Consider the following 20464-nt stretch of genomic DNA (forward strand, 5'->3'; position numbering starts at 1 on the left):
AAGGGGTAAAATGTCGCGCTTCCCCACATCTCGGGTATGCCGATGCTGCGCATCCAGGCTGAAGCACTCACTTACGACGACGTCTCGCTCGTCCCCGCTCACTCGACCATCCTGCCCAAGGACGTCAACCTCGAAACGCGGTTGACCCGAGACCTGAAGCTGAAGCTTCCGATCCTGTCCGCAGCCATGGATACCGTCACCGAAGCCCGCCTGGCCATCGCCATGGCACAGCTCGGCGGCATGGGCATCATCCACAAGAATCTCAGCCTGGAACAGCAGGCCGCGGAAGTGGCCAAGGTCAAGAAGTTCGAGGCCGGTGTCATCCGCGACCCGATCACCGTCGGCCCGGAAACCACCATCCGCGACGTGCTGGCCCTGACCCAGGCGCACAACATCTCCGGCGTGCCGGTGGTGGGCAGCGACGGCCAGCTGGCCGGCATCGTGACCCACCGCGACATGCGCTTCGAGACCGAGCTGGACGATCCGGTCCGCCACATCATGACCAAGAAGGATCGCCTGATCACGGTCAAGGAAGGCGCCGCGTCTGATGAAGTGCTGCAGCTGCTGCACCGCAACCGCATCGAGAAGGTGCTGGTGGTCAATGATTCGTTCGAACTGCGTGGCCTGATCACCGTCAAGGACATCCAGAAGAACACCGACTTCCCGAACGCTGCCAAGGATCTGTCGACCCGCCTGCTGGTCGGCGCTGCCGTCGGCGTGGGTGGCGATACCGATCGCCGCGTGGAAGCGCTGGTCGCCGCCGGCGTGGACGTGATCGTGGTCGATACCGCGCACGGCCACTCGCAGGGCGTGCTGGACCGCGTCAGCTGGGTCAAGAAGAACTTCCCGCACGTGCAGGTCATCGGTGGCAACATCTGCACCGGCGAAGCCGCACTGGCGCTGCTGGACAGCGGCGCGGACGCAGTCAAGGTCGGCATCGGCCCGGGCTCGATCTGCACCACCCGCGTCGTCGCCGGCGTCGGCGTGCCGCAGGTGACCGCCATCGACCTGGTGGCCGAAGCGCTGCAGGACCGCATCCCGCTGATCGCCGACGGTGGCATCCGTTACTCGGGCGACATCGGCAAGGCGCTGGCCGCCGGTGCCTCGACCATCATGGTCGGTGGCCTGCTGGCCGGTACCGAGGAATCGCCGGGCGAGACCGAGCTGTACCAGGGCCGTTCGTACAAGAGCTACCGCGGCATGGGTTCGCTGGCTGCCATGGAGAAGGGGTCGAAGGACCGCTACTTCCAGGACGCCGCCACCGCCGACAAGCTGGTGCCGGAAGGCATCGAAGGCCGCGTGCCGTACCGCGGCCCGGTGGGCGGCATCATCCACCAGCTGATGGGCGGCCTGCGCGCCACCATGGGCTACGTGGGCTGCGCCACCATCGAAGACATGCGCAGCAAGCCCAAGTTCGTGAAGATCAGCGGCGCCGGCCAGCGTGAGAGCCACGTCCACGACGTGACCATCACCAAAGAGCCGCCGAACTACCGCGCCTGATGCGCTTGCGAACTGCTCTTGCGATTACGGGCAGCCTGCTGATGGCAGGCTGTTCGTTGTCCGAACCGCCGCCGCGCTCCGGGTCTCCGGGCGCGGCGGTTTCGCAATTGCAGGCCGTGCAGGCGTGCCAGAACGCGTTCTCGCTGCCGAAGGGCTGGCAGGTGCAGGCCGCTGGCGAGCAGCGCTGGCTGCTGAAAGGCACCGGCGAGCGCCCGCTGCAGGTCACCGTGCAATGCATTACCGAGCTGCTGCACGGGCCGGATGATCCGGTGCTGACACCGGTACTGGGCGCACTGGAGCCTGCACGGATGAGCGTGCAATGGGCGTCCTGGGGCGCCTCGATGGCGGCGCTGCAACGGCGCATCGTGCCCGGCACCGAAGTGCAGGAAATCGCCGAGCTGCCGCGCGCCGACCGCGCCAACCCCGCCGCACCGCACGGCCTGCTGATGCTGCGCTGGGACGAGGAAGACACCTCACATATTCAACAACGCGAGGCGTTCATCGCCACGCTGACGCAGAGCCTTGAAGCGCCGGGCGCTGCGAAAAACACCACTGGAACGGCACCATGACCAATATCCATAACGACAAGATCCTCATCCTCGATTTCGGCGCGCAGTACACGCAGCTGATCGCCCGCCGCATCCGCGAGCTGGGCGTCTACTGCGAAATCTGGGCGTGGGACCACAACCCGGCCGAGATCGCCGCGTTTGGCGCCAAGGGCATCATCCTGTCCGGTGGCCCGGAATCGACCACGCTGCCCGGTGCCCCGGCCGCGCCGCAGGAAGTGTTCGACAGCGGCCTGCCGATCTTCGGCATCTGCTACGGCATGCAGACCCTGGCCGCGCAGCTGGGCGGTGCCACCGAAGCGGCGGACCAGCGCGAATTCGGCCACGCCGAAGTGAACGTGATCAACCCCGATGCGCTGTTCAAGGGCCTGAGCGACCACGGCGGCGAGCCGAAGCTGAATGTCTGGATGAGCCACGGCGACCACGTCTCCGTTGCGCCGCCGGGCTTCACCATCACCGCCACCACCGACCGCATTCCGGTGGCCGCCATGGCCAACGAAGAAAAGCGCTGGTACGGCGTGCAGTTCCACCCGGAAGTGACCCACACCCTGCAGGGCCAGGCGCTGCTGCGCCGCTTCGTGGTGGATGTGTGCGGCTGCCAGACCCTGTGGACCGCCGCCAACATCATCGACGACCAGATCGCCCGCGTGCGCGAACAGGTGGGCGATGACGAAGTGATCCTGGGCCTGTCCGGCGGCGTCGATTCGTCCGTGGTGGCCGCACTGCTGCACAAGGCCATCGGCGAGAAGCTGACCTGCGTGTTCGTGGATACCGGCCTGCTGCGCTGGCAGGAAGGCGACCAGGTGATGGCGATGTTCGCCGAGCACATGGGCGTGAAGGTGGTGCGCGTGAACGCCGCCGACCGTTACTTCGCCGCGCTGGAAGGCGTGAGCGACCCGGAAGCCAAGCGCAAGATCATCGGCAACCTGTTCGTTGAGATCTTCGATGAAGAGTCGAGCAAGCTGAAGAACGCCAAGTGGCTGGCGCAGGGCACCATCTACCCGGACGTGATCGAGTCGGCCGGCAGCAAGACCGGCAAGGCGCATGTGATCAAGAGCCACCACAACGTGGGCGGCCTTCCGGAGCACATGAAGCTGGGCCTGGTGGAGCCGCTGCGCGAGCTGTTCAAGGACGAAGTGCGTCGCCTGGGCGTTGAGCTGGGCCTGCCGCGCACCATGGTCTACCGCCATCCGTTCCCGGGCCCGGGCCTGGGCGTGCGTATCCTGGGTGAAGTGAAGCGCGAATACGCCGAACTGCTGGCCAAGGCCGATGCCATCTTCATTGATGAGCTGCGCAAGGCCGACCTGTACGACAAGACCAGCCAGGCGTTTGCTGTGTTCCTGCCGGTGAAGTCGGTGGGCGTGGTGGGTGATGCGCGGGCTTATGAGTGGGTGATTGCGCTGCGTGCGGTGGAGACGATCGACTTCATGACGGCGCATTGGGCGCATCTGCCGTATGAGTTCCTGGGGACGGTGAGCAACCGGATCATCAATGAATTGCGGGGGGTGTCGCGGGTGGTTTATGACATCTCCGGGAAGCCGCCGGCGACCATTGAGTGGGAATGAGTTGAAAGAATGAGGGCGCCGAGAGGCGCCCTTTTTTCGCCTGAGATCGCCGCTGTTCGCCGCTAAATGCGAGCGATTGATACAATGCTGGCGAGAGGATCCCTCCGCTGTTCAGAGGGTTTTTGCTGGGCTTTGGATAACTTGGGGAAGGGAATGAATAGGACCGAAGCACAGACGCGAGCCGACATTATCGACCAGCAACTCGCGCTATCAGGCTGGAACGTCAAAGACCCGACTCAGGTTATCGAAGAATTCGACATCCTCACTGCGTTAGCAGAGGGTGTGGCCGAACCACGTACCCCGTATCAGGGTCATCAGTTCAGCGATTACGTCCTGCTGGGGAAAGACGGGAAGCCACTAGCCGTGATCGAGGCCAAAAAAACCCTCCGAGATGCCGCTCTTGGTCGTGAGCAAGCCAAGCAGTACTGTTACAACATTCAGAAGCAACTGGGTAGCGAACTGCCATTCTGCTTCTACACCAACGGCCTCGAAACCTTTTTCTGGGATCTGGAGAATGCACCCCCCCGCAAGGTTGCTGGCTTCCCCACCCGCGACGATCTCGAACGCTTAGCCTACGTCCGTCGCAATCGCAAGCCGCTGACGCATGAATTCATCAACACTTCGATTGCCGGACGTGATTACCAGATTCGCGCGATACGCTCGGTGCTCGAAGGCATTGAACAGAAGAAGCGCGATTTCCTGCTGGTGATGGCCACCGGCACCGGCAAGACCCGCACCTGCATCGCCATGGTCGATGCCTTGATGCGGGCTGGTCATGCAGAAAAAGTGCTGTTCCTCGTGGACCGTATAGCGTTGCGTGAACAGGCACTGGCCGCCTTCAAGGAGCACATGCCCAACGAGCCGCGCTGGCCCAATGTAGGTGAAAAGCTGATCGCGACGGATCGTCGTGTGTATGTTGCAACCTACCCGACGATGCTCAACATTATTCGGGATGACGCACAGCACCTGTCGCCGCACTTCTTCGATTTTATCGTCGTCGATGAAAGCCATCGCTCCATCTACAACACCTTTGGCGAAGTGCTGGACTACTTCAAGACCATCACACTGGGCCTCACGGCCACGCCGACCGACATCATCGACCACAACACCTTCCAGCTTTTTCATTGCGAAGATGGCATTCCCACGTTTGCCTACACCTATGAAGAAGCTGTGAACAATGTGCCACCCTACCTTTGCAACTTCCAGGTCATGAAGATTCAGACCAAGTTCCAGATGGAGGGCATCAGCAAGCGCACCATTTCACTGGAAGACCAGAAGAAGCTGATCCTCCAGGGCAAGGAGGTTGAAGACATCAACTTCGAGGGCACTCAGCTTGAAAAGCAGGTGATCAACAAGGGCACCAACACCCTGATCGTCCGCGAATTCATGGAGGAGGCCATCAAGGATGCTAACGGCGTGCTGCCAGGCAAGACCATCTTCTTTTGCGCCACCAAGGCCCATGCCCGGCGCATGGAAGAAATCTTCGACAAGCTTTACCCTCAGTACCACGGTGAGCTAGCAAAGGTGCTGGTGTCTGATGACCCGCGCGTCTACGGCAAAGGTGGGCTGCTCGATCAATTCACTAACAACGACATGCCTCGCATCGCCATTAGCGTGGACATGCTCGACACCGGCATCGATGTGCGCGAAATCGTCAACCTCGTGTTCGCCAAGCCGGTCTACTCGTACACCAAGTTCTGGCAGATGGTCGGGCGCGGCACACGCCTGCTGGAAACCAGCAAGCCCAAGCCCTGGTGTCTTGAGAAGGATGTGTTCCTGATCCTCGACTGCTGGGACAATTTCGAATACTTCAAGCTCAACCCCAAGGGCAAGGAACTTAAGCCGCAGTTGCCGCTCCCGGTGCGGCTGGTGGGCCTGCGCCTCGACAAGATTGAAAAGGCCAATGACAGCGGCCATGCCGACATCGCCAGGCGTGAAGTCGCCAAGCTCCGTCTGCAGATTGCCGTGTTACCCAAAGAGTCGGTGGTGATCAAGGAGGCCGCCGCCGCGCTGGCGCGGCTGGACGATGACAATTTCTGGATTAGCCTCAACCACGAGCGCCTTGAGTTCCTGCGCGCAGAAATCAAGCCGCTGTTCCGCACCGTGTCCGAGGCCGATTTCAAGACTATGCGCTTCGAGCGCGATCTGCTGGAATATTCACTGGCCGTTTTGAGCGAGGAGAAGGAACAAGCCGACACCCTCAAGGAAGGCATCGTCGAGCAGATCGGCGAATTGCCACTCTCGGTCGGCTTCGTCAAGCAGGAAGAGGCGCTGATCCGCGCCGCGCAAACCAGCCACTACTGGGCCAAGGCGGATGAAGACGCCTTCGACGAACTGGTCGCCAAGCTCGGCCCGCTGATGAAATTCCGCGAGCAATCCAGCGGCCAGGAGCAAACCCATCTCGATCTGGCCGATGAGCTGCACAAGAAGGAATGGGTGGAGTTCGGCCCACAGCACGAGGCGGTTAGCATCACCCGCTACCGCGAAATGGTGGAGAATCTGATCGCTGAACTCACTGCGCACAATCCGGTGCTGCAAAAGATCAAGAACGGCGAGACAGTGAACAGCGAAGAGGCCAAAGAACTAGCCGAACTGCTGCATGAAGAACACCCTCACATCACCGAAGACCTGCTGCGTCAGGTTTACAAGAATCGCAAGGCGCGCTTCATCCAGTTCATCCGCCACATTCTGGGAATTGAAATGCTCAAGAGCTTCCCGGACGAGGTCAGCGCCGCCTTTGACCAGTTCATTCGCGCCCACACCACGCTCAGCAGTCGGCAGATGGAATTCCTCAATCTGCTGAGGGGCTTCATCATCGAGCGCGAAAAGGTGGAGAAGAAAGACCTGATTAACGCCCCCTTCACGGTCATCCATCCGCAAGGCATCCGTGGCGTTTTCAGCCCACTTGAAATCAACGAGATCCTGCAGCTGACCGAACGGTTGGCCGCCTAAATAACAGGGTACACCATGCTGCAAAACAACCCCGAACTCAAAAGCAAGATCGACCAGCTGTGGAACAAGTTCTGGAGCGGCGGCATTAGCAACCCGCTCACCGCCATCGAGCAGATTACCTACCTGCTGTTCATGAAGCGGCTTGATGAGTTGGACCAGAAGCGCCAAGCCGATGCTGAGTGGACCGGCGACAACTACATCTCCAAATTCACGGGCACGTGGATTCCGCCCGAGTACCGCAGCCAGCCTGAGCCCGAGAAATTCGCCATCGAGAAGCGCAGCCTGCGCTGGAGCGAATTCAAGCGCATGCAGGCCGAAGAGATGCTGCAACACGTGCAGGGCAAGGTGTTCCCCTTCCTCAAAGACCTGAACGGCGCTGAATCCAACTTCACACACCACATGAAGAACGCGGTCTTCATCATCCCCAAGCCCGCCCTGCTGGTGGAAGCGGTGAAGACCATCGACGAGATCTTCGAGGTGATGGAGAAGGACTCGAAGGAGAAGGGCCAGGCCTTCCAGGACATCCAGGGCGATGTCTACGAGTTCCTGCTGTCCGAGATAGCCACTGCCGGCAAGAACGGCCAGTTCCGCACCCCGCGCCACATCATCAAGCTGATGGCCGATCTGGTGCAGCCGCAACTGGGCCGCAAGATTGCCGACCCGGCCTGCGGTTCAGGCGGCTTTCTGCTCGGCGCGTATCAGTACATGGTCACCGAACTGGCGAAAAAAGCGGGCGCCCAAGACCCCAAGCCCGATGAAGATGGCTTTAGCCGCACCTCGGTGGCTGCGGCTCTCACCGAAAAGGCGCAGGCCATTCTGGCCAGCTCGCTGTGGGGCTACGACATCGATCAGACCATGGTGCGCCTGGGGCTGATGAACCTGATGATGCATGGTATCGACGAGCCGCACATCGACTACAAGGACACCCTCAGCAAGAGTTACGCCGAGGAAGCCGAATACGACATCGTGATGGCCAACCCGCCCTTCACCGGCAGCATCGACAAGGGCGACATCAACGAGCACCTGCAACTGCCCACCACCAAGACCGAGCTGCTGTTTGTAGAGAACATCTATCGCCTGCTCAAGAAGGGTGGCACAGCCTGCGTGATCGTGCCGCAGGGCGTGCTGTTCGGCTCCGGCGGAGCTTTCAAGACGCTGCGCCAGATGCTGGTGGAGCGTTGCGACCTTAAGGCTGTGATCACCCTGCCCAGTGGCGTGTTCAAACCCTATGCCGGGGTCAGTACCGCCATCTTGCTGTTCACCAAGGTCTGGGGGCCAAAAGACACGGTGAGCAAAGCCGCCACTGAACACGTCTGGTTTTACGAAATGGTTGCCGACGGCTATTCGCTAGACGACAAGCGCAGCAAGCAGGAAGGCTACGGCGACCTGCAAGACATCATTGGCAGATATCGCGCTCGCGATGCCGCTACTGACACCGACCGCACCGCCAAATTCTTCATGGTGCCGCGTACCGAGATTGCGGATGAGAAAAACAACTACGACCTCTCGCTCTCGCGCTACAAGCAGGACGTTTACGAGGAATTGCACTACGACGCGCCGGGCGTGATTCTGGATCGTCTGATTCAGGCCGAAGTGGGGGATGTGGACGAAGCGGAGCTCGCAAAGGTGCGAAGCGGCATAGTGCGCGAGTTGCTGGAGTTGAAGGGGATGGTGGGATGAGCTGGACCCCTAAACCTCTCGGTGAAATCTTGGAACAGTCGGGCCGCCACCGTGCTGGCGATCAGAATCTGCCAGTCCTTTCGATCACCATGAAGCATGGCTTGGTCGATCAAGCAGACAAGTTCAAGAAGCGCGTTGCCAGTTCAGACACCTCGAACTATCGCGTTGCATACAAAAACGAACTGGTTGTCGGTTTTCCGATTGATGAGGGTGTCCTCGGTTTCCAGACTAAACATCCAGCAGGCATCGTTAGTCCGGCGTATGACATCTGGAAGCTACGAAGCGAGGTGGATTCCCACATCCCCTACCTTGAGCGATATTTGCGATCACCGCAGGCAAGGGGTTCATATGCCTCGCGCATGCAAGGTGCCGTTGCACGGCGGCGCAGTCTGACGAAGACGGACTTTCTCAACCTAGAAATTCCGTTCCCACCCCTCGGCGACCAAATTCGCATTGCCCATCTGCTCGGCAAAGTGGAAGAGCTGATCGCCCAGCGCAAACAATACCTGCAACAACTCGACGACCTGCTCAAGAGCGTGTTTCTGGAAATGTTTGGAGATATTCGCACAAAAAAGTCCATCCATCCTTGGCTGGCATTGAGGCCTTATCTCAAGGCAAATAGCGGTAAGTCCAGCAAGGGTGTCGCTTCAGAAACAAATACGGGAATTCCGATTTACGGCGGAAACGGTATCAATGGATGGGCGAAATATGCTTTGTATGACGATCCGGTTGTTATAGCAGGACGAGTCGGTCAGCAGTGCGGAGTTATTCATGTGTCAAAGTCGCCTTGCTGGGTTACCGACAATGCAATTGTCCTGAGTATATCGGATCACTCGCAACTAAACACAATCTATCTAGCGAAGGCGTTTCACTACGCGCCAATTCGCGAACGTGTAAAGCAACTGGATCTCCCGTTCATCAACCAGTCAATGCTACTGGACTATCCGTTGCCGTTGCCTCCTATCGATCTTCAGAACAAGTTCGCCGCAATCGTTGAACGAGTGGAAGCCCTCAAATCCCAGTACCAGCAAAGCGTCACTTATCTCGAAGCCCTCTACGGTGCCCTGAGCCAGCAGGCCTTCAAGGACGAGTTGGATTTGTCGCGGGTGGCCTTGCCTGCCGCCCCCATCAAGGAGGAAATGCCCGTGGCCGCTACCGTGCCTACGCCCATCACCCTACCGGTGATCGAGCTGCCCGAAACTGATTTGCTGCTGCCCGCACTGCAAGATCGAACGCAGCTTGCGCCGCTGTTGCGTTGCTGGCTGGAAGCCTATCGCACGCAGTTGGGCCCTGCGGCCTTCTCCATCGAACGCTTCACCGCCGCAGCGCAAGCTCGGCTGAGCGAACTGCACCCGGACAACGATTTCGAACTGCGCGCCGACGACTACGAGATCATCAAGACATGGGTGTTCGATGAGCTTCAAAATAGAAGGCTCAAGCAAACCCGAGACATTATTTGTATCGACGGTAGGCGGCAGTTCGGCAATCAGATTCTTCTGCGTGCCAGGAGGCTCGCTCAGCAATGAAGCTGCTACGCCTGAAGATCACCGACCCGGACGGTTTCCGTAGCTTGCCCTGTGGTTTTGAGCATCACTTCCGCACTGAGTTGAGCCTGCAGGACGAGCTTGCGCAAGCGAACGACTTTGCGCCCTTCGTCTGCGCGGGGCCAAATGGCAGCGGCAAATCCAACCTGCTCGAAGCACTGGCAGCGATCTTCTTTCAGCTGGAAGTGCTGCGGGTGCGCCGCAGCTTTTTGCCCGAAGCCTTGCAGGAGGAGGCGCCAGATGTTTCACCCGTCGCCTATGAACTCGAATACTTGATCAAGCTGTCAGAGGAATACAGACCTTCCGGCAGTCCGCCGTTCGCCCACGTAGTGGTGATCAAGGAGGCGGGAGGGTCGCCTTGGCTGCGCTGGGAGAACCACGACGCATTCCCTTCTGAGGACTTTGTTTCTAGTCGTTTGACCGATGAAGAGCGCGATTTCCTGCTGCCGCAGTATGTGCTGGGCTATTCCTCGGGCGAGAACGAGATCGTCAGCCTGCCATTCTTCAAGTTGCGATTCGTGCAGTTCGACGAGTACTGGAACGCACTGACCCGACAACTGAGCTACCCCGGCCATCCGGAGACACGGTTGGCCTATCTGGACAGTGGATTCAGCCAGGCCATCCTGCTGTGCAACATGCTGTTTCATGACGAGGCCACACTGCAGCCCTTCCGCGAGGATGTGGGCATCGAGACCTTGCGGGAATTCCGCGTCATTCTGCGCCGCCGAATTCCCATCGACGAAGTACAACTGGAAGCCTTCGATCTCGCTGATGAAGATCAGAAACGCGAGCGACGAAATCGAATACAGGCGGAAGCTCGAGCACGCGGACTCTCAGATTCTGAGATCAGCCAATCAGTTGATGATTGGGTTCGCCGCGAAATCATCAAAGGCAATCCCGCGCTATCGGAAACCGATGAGCCGGGAAGTGCACGCTATCGTCTGAACTTGCTGCAGCTGCTGGAGGGTGACGAGAAGTCCTCGCTGGTGGTGAGCGCACTCAAGCGTTGTGCCACGCTAAGTTACATAGACGACACCACCGATACGCTGGCGCTTGACTACTGGGTGAATGAGGCGACCCGGCGGGCATTCCGCAAGAACTTCGAAGGTTCGGCGCTGGCGCTGTTCCGGGCGTTTCAGGTGCTATTGACGCTAAATCTGTATGTCGTCGGCGATGTTCTTAAGGCCGATCTCTACACCTCCGCCAGCCACTACGTCAGCGAGACGGTTCCAACCCTGGCATCCGACCAGCGCATCATGCGCTTCAAGTTTGTGCGCTTCACCAAGCAGGGCGTGGCCGAACCGATAATGCTCAAGGAGCTGTCGGACGGCGAGCACCAGTTGCTGCACAGCCTCGGCCTCTGCCTGCTGTTTCGGGAGACGAACAGCCTGTTCCTTCTCGACGAGCCCGAAACGCACTTCAACCCCGAATGGCGCGCTAACTTCATCAGTCGATTGCGCCAGTGCCTGTTGGACCAGGGTAAATTCGCGCAGGAAATGCTGATCACCACCCATACCCCATTCTTGATCTCCGACAGCAAGCCGGACAAGGTGCTGGTGTTTGCCAAGGACAGAGCCAGCGGCAAGGTCAGCATCAGCCACCCGCCATACAACACGTTGGGCGCTTCGATCAATAAGATCACCATGAATACATTCGGCAAGCGTGAAACTATTGGAGGTGGGGCTCAACAAGTGCTCGAGCAATTACTGGCTGACCCTATGTCGAGAGCCGATCCCCATGCCCTTGCCCGCAAGATCATGGATACCATGGGCGACTCTGTGGAACGTACGTTAGCTGTGCATGCCTTGCTACAGACGCCAGAAGCCGACGAGGAGCCGGGCTGATGCTATTTCCTTATAAGCGGCCTCGTCACCCGATGCGGGCCATGCACGGGTTTGTCACTTATGTCTTTGCCAAGGTCTGGTGTCGCGCACCAAATGAGGAGTACAGCCTCGAACTGTTCAAGGGGTTGCAACCCCTATATTCCATCATGGATGAATTACATCGCGCGGATTTGGCTGGCACAGAAAAGGGGGCAGGAGCATTCTTCTATCGTTGCGTTAACCAAATATTCAAAGAGTTCAAGCAGCTTGGTCCGGCGGAAATCCGGTCTTATCGAAGAATGTTCAGGGTCAACAATAATATCCAGGCACTTTGTGAGGGTAGAAAGGAACCTGTCCGCTACATCGCGGGCGCTCAGAATGAACTGATGAAAAAAGTAGAAGATTTTTTCAGTAAGCTATACAGTTGCGGCTTCTTTGAGCTGGCAGTAGTCAAGAAAAATATTGGTGCCGGCTTGAAAGAGCACTACAAGGAATTTTCTTCTCTGAACGACATGCCTTGCTGCCCGTTTTGTGGACTTTTGCCAATGGATTCTGAGTGTGATCCGACTCGAGAGGCCTATGATCATTATTTGCCTGCTAGCAAATATCCATTCAATTCCGTGAATTTAAGAAATTTGGCACCTGCGTGCTATAAATGCAATTCGCAAAACAAAGGTGCAAAAGACCCTCTGCAAGATGAGGCTGGGGTCAAAAGAAGGGCGTTTTACCCGTATGCCGCTGACTGTTATAAAATTCAAGTGTCCGTGCATTTCAAATCAGCTGTCCAGCTCCCGGAAGAAGAGTGGGATATTTGCGTTTCTCTAGGTTGCGTGGGATATGATGAGGAGATCGAAACCTGGGACCGGCTTTACAAAATACGCAAGCGTTATGAGGCGAAATGCAAGTCTTCTTCCGGTGCGAGATACTGGTTACAGCGTGTACTGGATGAGAGTGAAAATTACCAGCAGTTTTCTCAGGACTCTTTGAGTAGAGAGCTGGCGCAATGTGGGAGATTCCCTTGGCATGAGAGCAATTTTCTTAAAGGTGCTTTTTTCGACGCCTGCCGACAGGTTGGTATGGTTTGATAGCTTATTCGTGCGCTGACAAGTTGGTGGCTGGATTCCTGGATCGCCCCAGGGTTCCGTAGAAGCTTCGCAGCCATAGACTATGGCTTAGAGGGGCCGTGGCGATGAGTCAGAAAATTGAAGACGTTCTTCAGGTTCTTGCTAGCATCCGCAGTGGCTATCGACCCGACAAACCTGAATCAATTCGTAGCGAGAGCGTTCGGGTAGTCCGTCAGATCGCAAAGCAACGTGGCGTTGACTACCAATCCATTGCGGATGCTTACATTCGTCGGCTGGCTCCAGACATTGAGTGCACGCCGGCCTTTGACCAGCTCGTAAAGGATTGGCTGGCGGCAGGCTCTCAGGCGCTGCAGCATATTCTTCAGAATCATGCTTTGGACCAAGGCGACCCGGTACGCATAAATTAGTTCTTTGCGCCCACCGCCTAACAAGCATTCAAGCCGAACCCGCTCGAGTCTCTGCCTGAGTTCTTACTGAGAACGACTGTTTATCCTCGGAAGTGGACGTCGGCCGATTCCGCGCTTGATCAAATCTTCTGCATGCGTGCTCGCGTGGATCCAACTACTCTGGCCTAACCTCCCGACAAGCCCACTCAACCAACCCGCGGCAAGCCAGAAACAACCCATCCACAACCCCTTCATCCAGATGCCGCTCCGGCTCCGCTGCCACCCGGCAGCGGTCGGCAGCGTGCAGCAACTCCAGAACCGTCAGCGCACCCACCATCGCGCGCTCGCTCCTGGCGAGGCTTACACGTCGGCCGGGTGACACATCGGTTTCTGGCCAGGGATGCCCATCTGCAGCTTCGCAGCCGCGCATGCGCTTGAGGATGCCGAGCAGGGAGTTCAGGTCGGGCAGGGGGGTGTCGTCGTTGATGGGCTCAACAACGGTGTACGAGGAGAAGGTGTCGGATTCGTTCATGGCGTCGGCTTCCGTGGCTGTGCTTAACAGCGCCACCGTGAAGAGGTGGCGGACGATGCGTGGCTGCAAACCGGGATGAAATAGCACCATAGACCGGTGGGCCCGAGGGCCCCCACGCACCGCCCGCCAGAAAGGCCGACGGATTGCCCGCCGGCACCGGTTAAGGACGGTGCCGACGGGCAAGCGCAAACTACAGGTGCATCTCTCATCACGGGTTTGCAGACCCGCTGCCACCCTTTTTTGGTGGCGCGCCATGTTGTTTACGCCGCCGCTCCGAATGCCAATAGAAATTCGCGAAGGAATCGCGGAACCCGAGAGCGAAGAACTATTGTTACATGCACCATTCGTGCAGCACGCGACACCGCCAGACGCATTCGCGCAGCTGCTCTGTTGATTGCGATTCCGAATGACGCAATCGCCCGCGCCACAAGCGCATTGCGCGACGGCCTTCTTTACAACAGTTCTTAGTCACGTCCGGCAGGCATCGGCGCCCGATCAGCCGCACACCCCGAAAATCGGTTCAAACCCGACACTGTTAACAAGCTCACAGCTTCAACCAACGCCATCCTCACCCCAATTCCCCACCAACAACTCAATCATCGCCCGCGCCGCCGCCGACTGTCGTCGATGCGGCGCATAGATCACCGAGAACGGCCGCGATCTTCCCCTCAGCTGCGGCAACACCTCCACCAGCTCCCCACGCTGCAACCGCTCGTGCACGATGAACGCATAGCTCTGGCAGATGCCAATGCCTTGTTCGGCCAGCGACACCACGCCCAGCACATCGTCGGAGGTCTCGATGGACGAGCGCGGCAGCCAGTCCACGTCGTGCCCGCCGTCACGGAAGATCCAAGGCGCCAACCGCCCAGTACGCGGCATCACGAACGGCAGGCACAGGTGCTGCTGCAGATCGTCCAGCGTCTGCGGCGTGCCGCGGCGTTGCAGGTAGTCCGGCGCGGCCACCAGCAGCAGAGGGGCGTCTTCCAGCTTGCGCGCCACCAGCCCGCTGTCCGGCAGCTGGCCCAGGCGGATGGCCAGGTCGAAGCCTTCGGCCACCAGGTCCACGTTGCGGTTGGTGATGTTCAGTTCCACCTGCACCTGCGGGTACTGCTGCGCAAAGCGCGCCAGCACGGGCGGCAGCCGGTAGTGGCCGTAGGTGGTGGGCACGCTCAGGCGCACGCGGCCGGCCAGCGCACCGTCCTGGGCCAGTACGTCGCGCTCGGCGTCGTCCAGCAGGCCGAAGGCGGTGCGCACCTGTTCCAGGTAGAGCCGCCCGGCGTCGGTCAGGCCCACGCGGCGGGTGGTCCGCTGCAGCAGCTGCCGACCCAGCCTCGCTTCCAGACGGGTGACCGCGCGGCTCAGCACCGAGGGCGTGGTGGACAGCGCCACCGCGCCGGCGGTGAACGAGCCGTGCTCGACCACCGCCAGGAACACTTCCACGTCGCCCAGGTAGTCGAATTTGCGGCTCATTTGGCTCTCCGGGGAACAGATGTTTTGCGATGGGGCCAATTTATCGCCGCTGGGGCGATGAATAAAGTGGCGGCCATTCCCCGATAGGAGCTCCCCATGAACCTGATGACCCGGCTGGCCGCAGCGCTGGCCCTGACCCTGGCCGCAAACGGCGCGCAGGCCGCCAACGTGCTGGTGGTGCTGTCCGACGAAAGCCACCTGGACCTGAAGGACGGCAAGGTGCTGTGCACCGGCTTCTATCTCAACGAGCTGATGCAGCCGGTCAAGCTGCTGCTGGACGCGGGCCACGAGGTGACCTTCGCCACGCCGCAGGGGCGGGCGCCGACGGTGGATGCGTCTTCGGTGACGCCGGCGTACTTCGGCAACGATGCCGCGCAGCTGGCGCTGCACAAGGATCTGCTGGAGAAGCTGGCGCTGACCTCGCCGACGGTCTCGCCGGTGGTCAGCCTGGCGCGCGTCGAGCAGCAGGGTTACGCACGTTTCGATGCGGTCTATATTCCCGGTGGCCACGCGCCGATGCAGGACCTGCTGAAGAGCCCGGCGCTGGGCCGGCTGCTGGCCGACTTCCACCAGCGCAACAAGACCACCGCGCTGGTCTGCCACGGGCCGATCGCGCTGCTGTCCACGCTGCCAGATGCTGCGGGTTTCGTGGCGAAGTTGGAAGCGGGTGCGATGCCGGCCGCGCCGAAGTGGATCTACAGGGGCTACCGGATGACGGTGATCAGCAACCAGGAAGAAGAACAGGCCAAGCCGCTGCTGGGCGGCGGTGAGATGAAGTTCTACCCGCAGACGGCGTTGCAGCAGGCGGGCGCGACGTTCAGCAGCAATGCCACGCCGTGGACCGGGCATGTGGTGGTGGACCGCGAGCTGATTACCGGGCAGAACCCGGCTTCGGCGCTGGAGGTGGGGCAGCGGTTGGTGGAGCGGTTGAAGTAGGGCGGATTCAGCATCGCATGCGGTGCCGTGGCACCATGGCGGACTGGCCTCGTTCTTCCGGGCGGGGCCGGTTTTCCACGGAAGCTCTACAACACGACATGCGAACGTCTTTTTTCATTCTCTCCGCCCTGTGGCTTGGCTTGCTGTCCGGCTGTGCCAGTGGCCCGGAGGAGCACGCCTCAAGCCGCGAGATCACCAGTGCGTTCGTGGCCGACGACGGCCAGCTGTACCTGCTGCCGCGCTATGACGCGCCGATGCGCTTCAATGCCGCGCCGTTCCGCGAATATCGGGCGCTGATGGACAGCCCGCTGCGCGAGGCGGTGGCCTGCGCGCAGATGTACTTCCATGAAGACTGGCGCGACCCGGCCAACAAGGCCAAGGTGCACGGCAGCTATGCGCTGCTGCTGCGGCCGGAGCAGGTGACGCCGGAGCAGGCCGCGCAGTTCAAGCTGGAGCGGATTGAGGTCCCCCCGCGCGAGGCCAAGGCCGTGGAGGAGCGGGCGCGCTACTACCTGCCGATGGACCGGACCCCCTACGCGCTGGCGTTTGACCGTGCCTGCAATCTTTCCAAGAAGGGTGGCAGCTATTACAGCGCGCTGTTCGAGGGCGACGGCGAGCGGGTGAAGTTGCCGGATGCTACGGCGCTGGCGGAGAAGGGGAAGCTGGCACAGCCGATCAGTGCGCGGGCGCAGCGGATCCTGCCGGAGAGGGAGGACAAGCCGGGTGTGGGTTCGGCGGCGGGCAAGGTGCTGGGCGCGGCGTTGATCCCTGTGGCGGTGCCGGTGTTTGTGTTGAGCCTGCCGTTTCTGGGGCCGGATCATTGGAAGTGATGGGGTGTTGAAGCCAGAGCATCCACGCGTGGCGTGGATCTACTTGGGTATCGCCTGAACGTTCATCCTGGAGATCTGTGTGCCCAGCACGCTGGAAACTGTTTTGAAGACCGTAGGTTTCATTATCCTCGCGGCACTTCCGTTGGTGATCCTCTGGTTCACCCTTCGGCGAATGTCAGCAACTGCTCGCTCGTCCGTGAAATCGGGGCTGCATTTGCATGCCCCTCGCCGGATCTCCGGAACATCCATGACCTTGGTGATGGTGGATGGCAAAGAGGATCGCGAGCACTATTTCTTTGATGCGGAGTCCTTTTACCTGCGGCGCGGGCCGGTGCCCACGGCGGTTCCGCTTTCGCAGATCACCTCAGTCACACGAACGTCCGACGTCATCTATTCGCGCTATGTCTGGCAGGTGTGCTTCAGCAGAGCATCGGGTAGAAAGTGCGTGACGTTCACCAACAACCTGTCGCTGTTCAACCGCGACTTCCTGCTCTTTCTGGAGGCGGTGCGGAAGGCCAACCCGCTCGCGACCGTTGATCGAGCGAGCGTTCTCTTCTAGAGCGTGTTTGAAGTTCGGTATGAACAGTGTCACTGCAATGGCATCACAGCGCGCAGCCCATGTTCGACCGATGTGATCGATGAGAGATGGGCGTTTGTTGCGCGGTATCTGATGCCGAAGCATTCTCATGCGTGGCAGTGCAAGTATGATCTGCGATGAACACGCAAAGCCCGTAACATGGAACGAGGTCCGCTCGTTTCTGCGCGCGATGCGAAGCGTGGGCCTTGTCACCTGTGACGAAGACGCATTTGAGACAATTGTCGAGACGATTTACGTTTATGGCATGCGGTCAATCTCTGCGGAGTAGTTCCTGATGATGTGCCGATCGACGCTGGATGTATCCCTGATTCACGCCTACGCGCTTCCTCTCGGCATATGCGTGGCAGCAGCCGTGGTTCTGATCGCAATATGGTTTGCATCCCGCTCCGGCGGGGTGCCAGCCAGGAATATTGCGCTCGGCTCGGCGCTGGCCGTTGTTGTCGTAGTTGCCTTTGGCCTCGTATATCAAGCGCGGACAGCGTACATCGCCGTTAAAGATGGCCAGCTGATTGGGTCAGCAGCGTTTGTCCGACTGCAGCTCCCGCTTTCCAGTGTCTCGTGGCAGGACGCTTCCGATGCTTCAAGGATCACGCTGCCTCACCGGCAACTTGGGACCAGCACAGGGGGCGTTGAACTTGGCAAGTTCCGCATGCAGAACGGTCGCAACGTCTTCGTGCTGCGCACGGACCGTAGCTCTGTTCTCGTCACAACCAGAGGGGATACTGACTTGATTCTGGACCGACGTCTTCACGAACAGCTCAAAGCATGCTTGGATCAGGTACGTGAGACCGGCGGCCATCGAGGAAGATTGCAATGATCAACAAGAAGTACTGGTTTACCAGGAAAAAGTACGGATGGGGTTGGGGGATGCCGTGCGCGTGGCAGGGCTGGCTTGTGTACGCAGTCGCATTCGGCCTGCTGCTGGCGGGTCCGTTTCTGTTCTCTCCATTTCGCGAGCCCATCGCGTTTCAGCTCTACACGTGGGCCGTAGTGTTGGTCCTTGTCTTTATCTGCTGGATGAAAGGCGCTCCGCCCGGTTGGAGGTGGGGGGAGTAGAACGGCCGCAGAAGCTATTTTCGGACGTGTTCGATCCGCCGGGCAAAGCATGGATGCATTGCCCTTGTGGGAGTCGGACAGCATCGCCAGCAGGCCACGGCTGCGCCCCCTCTGAGGCGTACCGTCCGTTTTGAATGAACGCTGGACACTTCCCTCGGCGGGTACCCAACGCGTTTTAACCGTTGATTGACCAAGGTAGCGCCGCTTAAAGGGGCGCGCCGGTGAAGCTACACTGGCCACCTACGCCTAATGGAAACTCGCCCATGTTCAGTGGAAAGGTTGCAGTAGTCACCGGCTCCAGCAGCGGTATCGGTCTTGGAATTGCCACAGCGCTGGCGCGGCAAGGCGCCGATATCGTGCTGAATGGCTTCGGCGATGCGGCGGAGATCGAACGCATCCGTTCCAAACTGGAAGCCGAGTTCGGCGTGCGCGTGGCGCATGACGGCGCCGATCTTTCCCGTGGCGAGGCAGTGCGCGGGATGATTGAGCATGCCGTCGCGACGGTGGGCCGCATCGACATCCTGGTGAACAATGCCGGCATCCAGCACACCGCGTCGATCGAGGAGTTCCCGGTCGAGAAGTGGGATGCGATCCTGGCGCTGAATCTCTCGGCGGTATTCCATGCCACGGCAGCGGCCTTGCCGCACATGAAGCAGCAGGGCGCCGGCCGCATCATCAACATTGCGTCGGTGCACGGGCTGGTGGGCTCGGTGAACAAGTCGGCCTATGTGGCGGCCAAGCATGGCGTGGTGGGGTTCACCAAGGTGACCGCGCTGGAGAACGCCGGCACCGGCATCACCGCAAATGCCATTTGCCCGGGCTGGGTGCGGACGGCGCTGGTCGAGCAGCAGATCACCGCGTTGGCCGAGCGCGAGAGTACGGATCAGGAGTCGGCCGCGCGTGCGCTGCTGGCTGAGAAGCAGCCGTCGTTGCAGTTTGTGACGCCCGAGCAACTGGGCGAGATGGTGGTTTTCCTGGCCTCGGACGCGGCGGCGCAGATTACCGGCACGGCGCTGCCGGTGGATGGGGGCTGGACGGCGCGCTAGCTTGCCGGCTGCGCCTTACGCTGCAGCATTGGCAGTGCCACCAGTGTGGCGAGGAGGGCGAACAGCGCCAGCGACGAACCTACGGTGCCGAAGCCCAAGCCACCCTTCTCCAGCGGCTTGGTGAGCAGGTCGCCGAAGGTGGCGCCGAACGGGCGGGTGAGCACGAAAGCGATCCAGAACAGGATGACCCGGTTGATGCCCTTGATGCGGCTGGCCAGTGCGGTGAGCGCGATGAGGCTGCCGATCAGCAGGGCGCCGCCGGTGAAGCCCAGCCCGGAATCGTCGGCGAGGAAGTCGCCCAGCGCGGTGCCGAGCGTGTTGGAGAACAGCACGGCGGTCCAGTAGAAGCCTTCGGCGCGGCGCGATTCGATGTTGCTGACCGAGATCGACTTCTCCGACATGCGCCAGGCCAGCAGCACCAGCGCCAGGCAGCCGGCCAGCAGGCTGGCGCCGGTGGCGTAGCCCAGCCCCAGGGTGCGGTCGATCAGGTCCGACATGGTCGTGCCGGCGGTGCTGGTGGCCAGCACCACCGACCAGAACAGCACCGGGTGGAAGCGCCGCGCCGACAGTTGCAGCGCCAACAGGGCTGCGAAGATCGCCAGCAGGATGGCCGAGCTGGCCACGTAGCCCAGGTTGAGTGTCTTCGACAGCAGGTCGCCGGCGGTCTCGCCGAGCGTGGTGGCGGAGATCTTCATCACCCAGAAGCCTAGGGTGACCGCCGCCACTTTGCTGTGCAGGGACTCTGCGTCTGAAGCACTCATGGAACGTCGCCTGGGGAGCCTGCGGGCGATGCTGTGGCGGCGGGCTTCGGAGCGCGGTCGGAACCGGGTTCGGTGAGGGTGAGCTGGCGTTGCTTCTACGCGAGGATCTTAAAAGCCGAATCAAGGGGCTGCAG

Annotated in this window: 16 protein-coding genes; 13 read left to right on the forward strand and 3 right to left on the reverse strand. The window is 60.2% G+C overall.

Annotation, left to right across the window (positions count from 1 at the left end; all coding sequences use genetic code 11):
• Positions 1-42: 42 nt before the first annotated feature.
• From guaB to G370_RS1000000121650, 9 genes are all read left to right on the forward strand, one after another.
• Positions 43-1500, forward strand: a complete 1458-nt coding sequence (gene guaB / locus G370_RS0114925; RefSeq protein ID WP_026347169.1) for an IMP dehydrogenase — start codon at positions 43-45, stop codon at positions 1498-1500.
• A gap of 107 nt (positions 1501-1607) precedes the next feature.
• On the forward strand, positions 1608-2069 hold the full coding sequence (locus tag G370_RS0114930) for a hypothetical protein (protein ID WP_019661317.1): 462 nt from the start codon (positions 1608-1610) through the stop codon (positions 2067-2069).
• Positions 2066-3631 (forward strand): glutamine-hydrolyzing GMP synthase, encoded by a 1566-nt coding sequence (gene guaA, locus G370_RS0114935; protein WP_019661318.1) that lies wholly within the window; start codon positions 2066-2068, stop codon positions 3629-3631. Before G370_RS0114930 ends, guaA begins: the two co-directional genes overlap by 4 nt.
• Positions 3632-3784: 153 nt before the next feature.
• Positions 3785-6583: a type I restriction endonuclease subunit R gene (locus G370_RS0114940; RefSeq protein WP_026347170.1), complete on the forward strand. Its 2799-nt coding sequence runs from the start codon at positions 3785-3787 to the stop codon at positions 6581-6583.
• A 15-nt stretch (positions 6584-6598) separates the two neighbouring features.
• Positions 6599-8263, forward strand: coding sequence for a type I restriction-modification system subunit M (locus tag G370_RS0114945; RefSeq protein WP_019661320.1), 1665 nt, complete (start codon positions 6599-6601; stop codon positions 8261-8263).
• A complete protein-coding gene (locus tag G370_RS1000000121825; protein WP_220095894.1) occupies positions 8260-9789 on the forward strand; it encodes a restriction endonuclease subunit S in 1530 nt (509 codons plus the stop codon). The genes G370_RS0114945 and G370_RS1000000121825 overlap by 4 nt, the downstream gene beginning before the upstream one ends.
• Positions 9786-11651 (forward strand): restriction system-associated AAA family ATPase, encoded by a 1866-nt coding sequence (locus G370_RS0114955; RefSeq protein WP_019661323.1) that lies wholly within the window; start codon positions 9786-9788, stop codon positions 11649-11651. Before G370_RS1000000121825 ends, G370_RS0114955 begins: the two co-directional genes overlap by 4 nt.
• Positions 11651-12715 carry a hypothetical protein gene (locus G370_RS1000000121645; RefSeq protein ID WP_154081346.1) on the forward strand — a complete coding sequence of 355 codons (1065 nt, stop codon included), beginning with the start codon at positions 11651-11653 and terminating at the stop codon, positions 12713-12715. The genes G370_RS0114955 and G370_RS1000000121645 overlap by 1 nt, the downstream gene beginning before the upstream one ends.
• Before the next feature lie 104 nt (positions 12716-12819).
• A complete protein-coding gene (locus G370_RS1000000121650) occupies positions 12820-13122 on the forward strand; it encodes a hypothetical protein (RefSeq protein WP_154081347.1) in 303 nt (100 codons plus the stop codon).
• A 154-nt stretch (positions 13123-13276) separates the two neighbouring features.
• On the opposite strand, the gene G370_RS0114965 is transcribed toward G370_RS1000000121650, so the two are convergent.
• Positions 13277-13633 carry a hypothetical protein gene (locus tag G370_RS0114965; RefSeq protein ID WP_026347172.1) on the reverse strand — a complete coding sequence of 119 codons (357 nt, stop codon included), beginning with the start codon at positions 13631-13633 and terminating at the stop codon, positions 13277-13279.
• A gap of 552 nt (positions 13634-14185) precedes the next feature.
• Positions 14186-15103, reverse strand: coding sequence for a LysR family transcriptional regulator (locus G370_RS0114970; protein WP_019661326.1), 918 nt, complete (start codon positions 15101-15103; stop codon positions 14186-14188).
• A gap of 96 nt (positions 15104-15199) precedes the next feature.
• Between G370_RS0114970 and G370_RS0114975 the strand changes: the two genes are divergently transcribed.
• The 4 genes from G370_RS0114975 (at position 15200) to G370_RS0115005 (ending at position 19569) form a co-directional block, all read left to right on the forward strand.
• Positions 15200-16039 carry a type 1 glutamine amidotransferase domain-containing protein gene (locus G370_RS0114975; protein ID WP_019661327.1) on the forward strand — a complete coding sequence of 280 codons (840 nt, stop codon included), beginning with the start codon at positions 15200-15202 and terminating at the stop codon, positions 16037-16039.
• Between the two features lie 98 nt (positions 16040-16137).
• Positions 16138-16869: a hypothetical protein gene (locus tag G370_RS0114980; protein ID WP_019661328.1), complete on the forward strand. Its 732-nt coding sequence runs from the start codon at positions 16138-16140 to the stop codon at positions 16867-16869.
• A gap of 79 nt (positions 16870-16948) precedes the next feature.
• The gene (locus tag G370_RS0114985; RefSeq protein WP_245541225.1) at positions 16949-17428 is read left to right on the forward strand and encodes a hypothetical protein; all 480 of its coding nucleotides are present in this window, start codon (positions 16949-16951) and stop codon (positions 17426-17428) included.
• 1358 nt (positions 17429-18786) lie between these two features.
• Positions 18787-19569: a 3-hydroxybutyrate dehydrogenase gene (locus tag G370_RS0115005; protein ID WP_019661333.1), complete on the forward strand. Its 783-nt coding sequence runs from the start codon at positions 18787-18789 to the stop codon at positions 19567-19569.
• Here the strand turns inward: G370_RS0115005 and G370_RS0115010 are convergent.
• The gene (locus tag G370_RS0115010) at positions 19566-20330 is read right to left on the reverse strand and encodes a COG4705 family protein (protein ID WP_026347173.1); all 765 of its coding nucleotides are present in this window, start codon (positions 20328-20330) and stop codon (positions 19566-19568) included. The two genes, G370_RS0115005 and G370_RS0115010, sit on opposite strands and share 4 nt — an antisense overlap.
• Positions 20331-20464 lie beyond the last annotated feature (134 nt).

The organism is Stenotrophomonas hibiscicola ATCC 19867, assembly GCF_000382065.1.
In the GTDB taxonomy this organism is placed as follows: domain Bacteria; phylum Pseudomonadota; class Gammaproteobacteria; order Xanthomonadales; family Xanthomonadaceae; genus Stenotrophomonas; species Stenotrophomonas hibiscicola.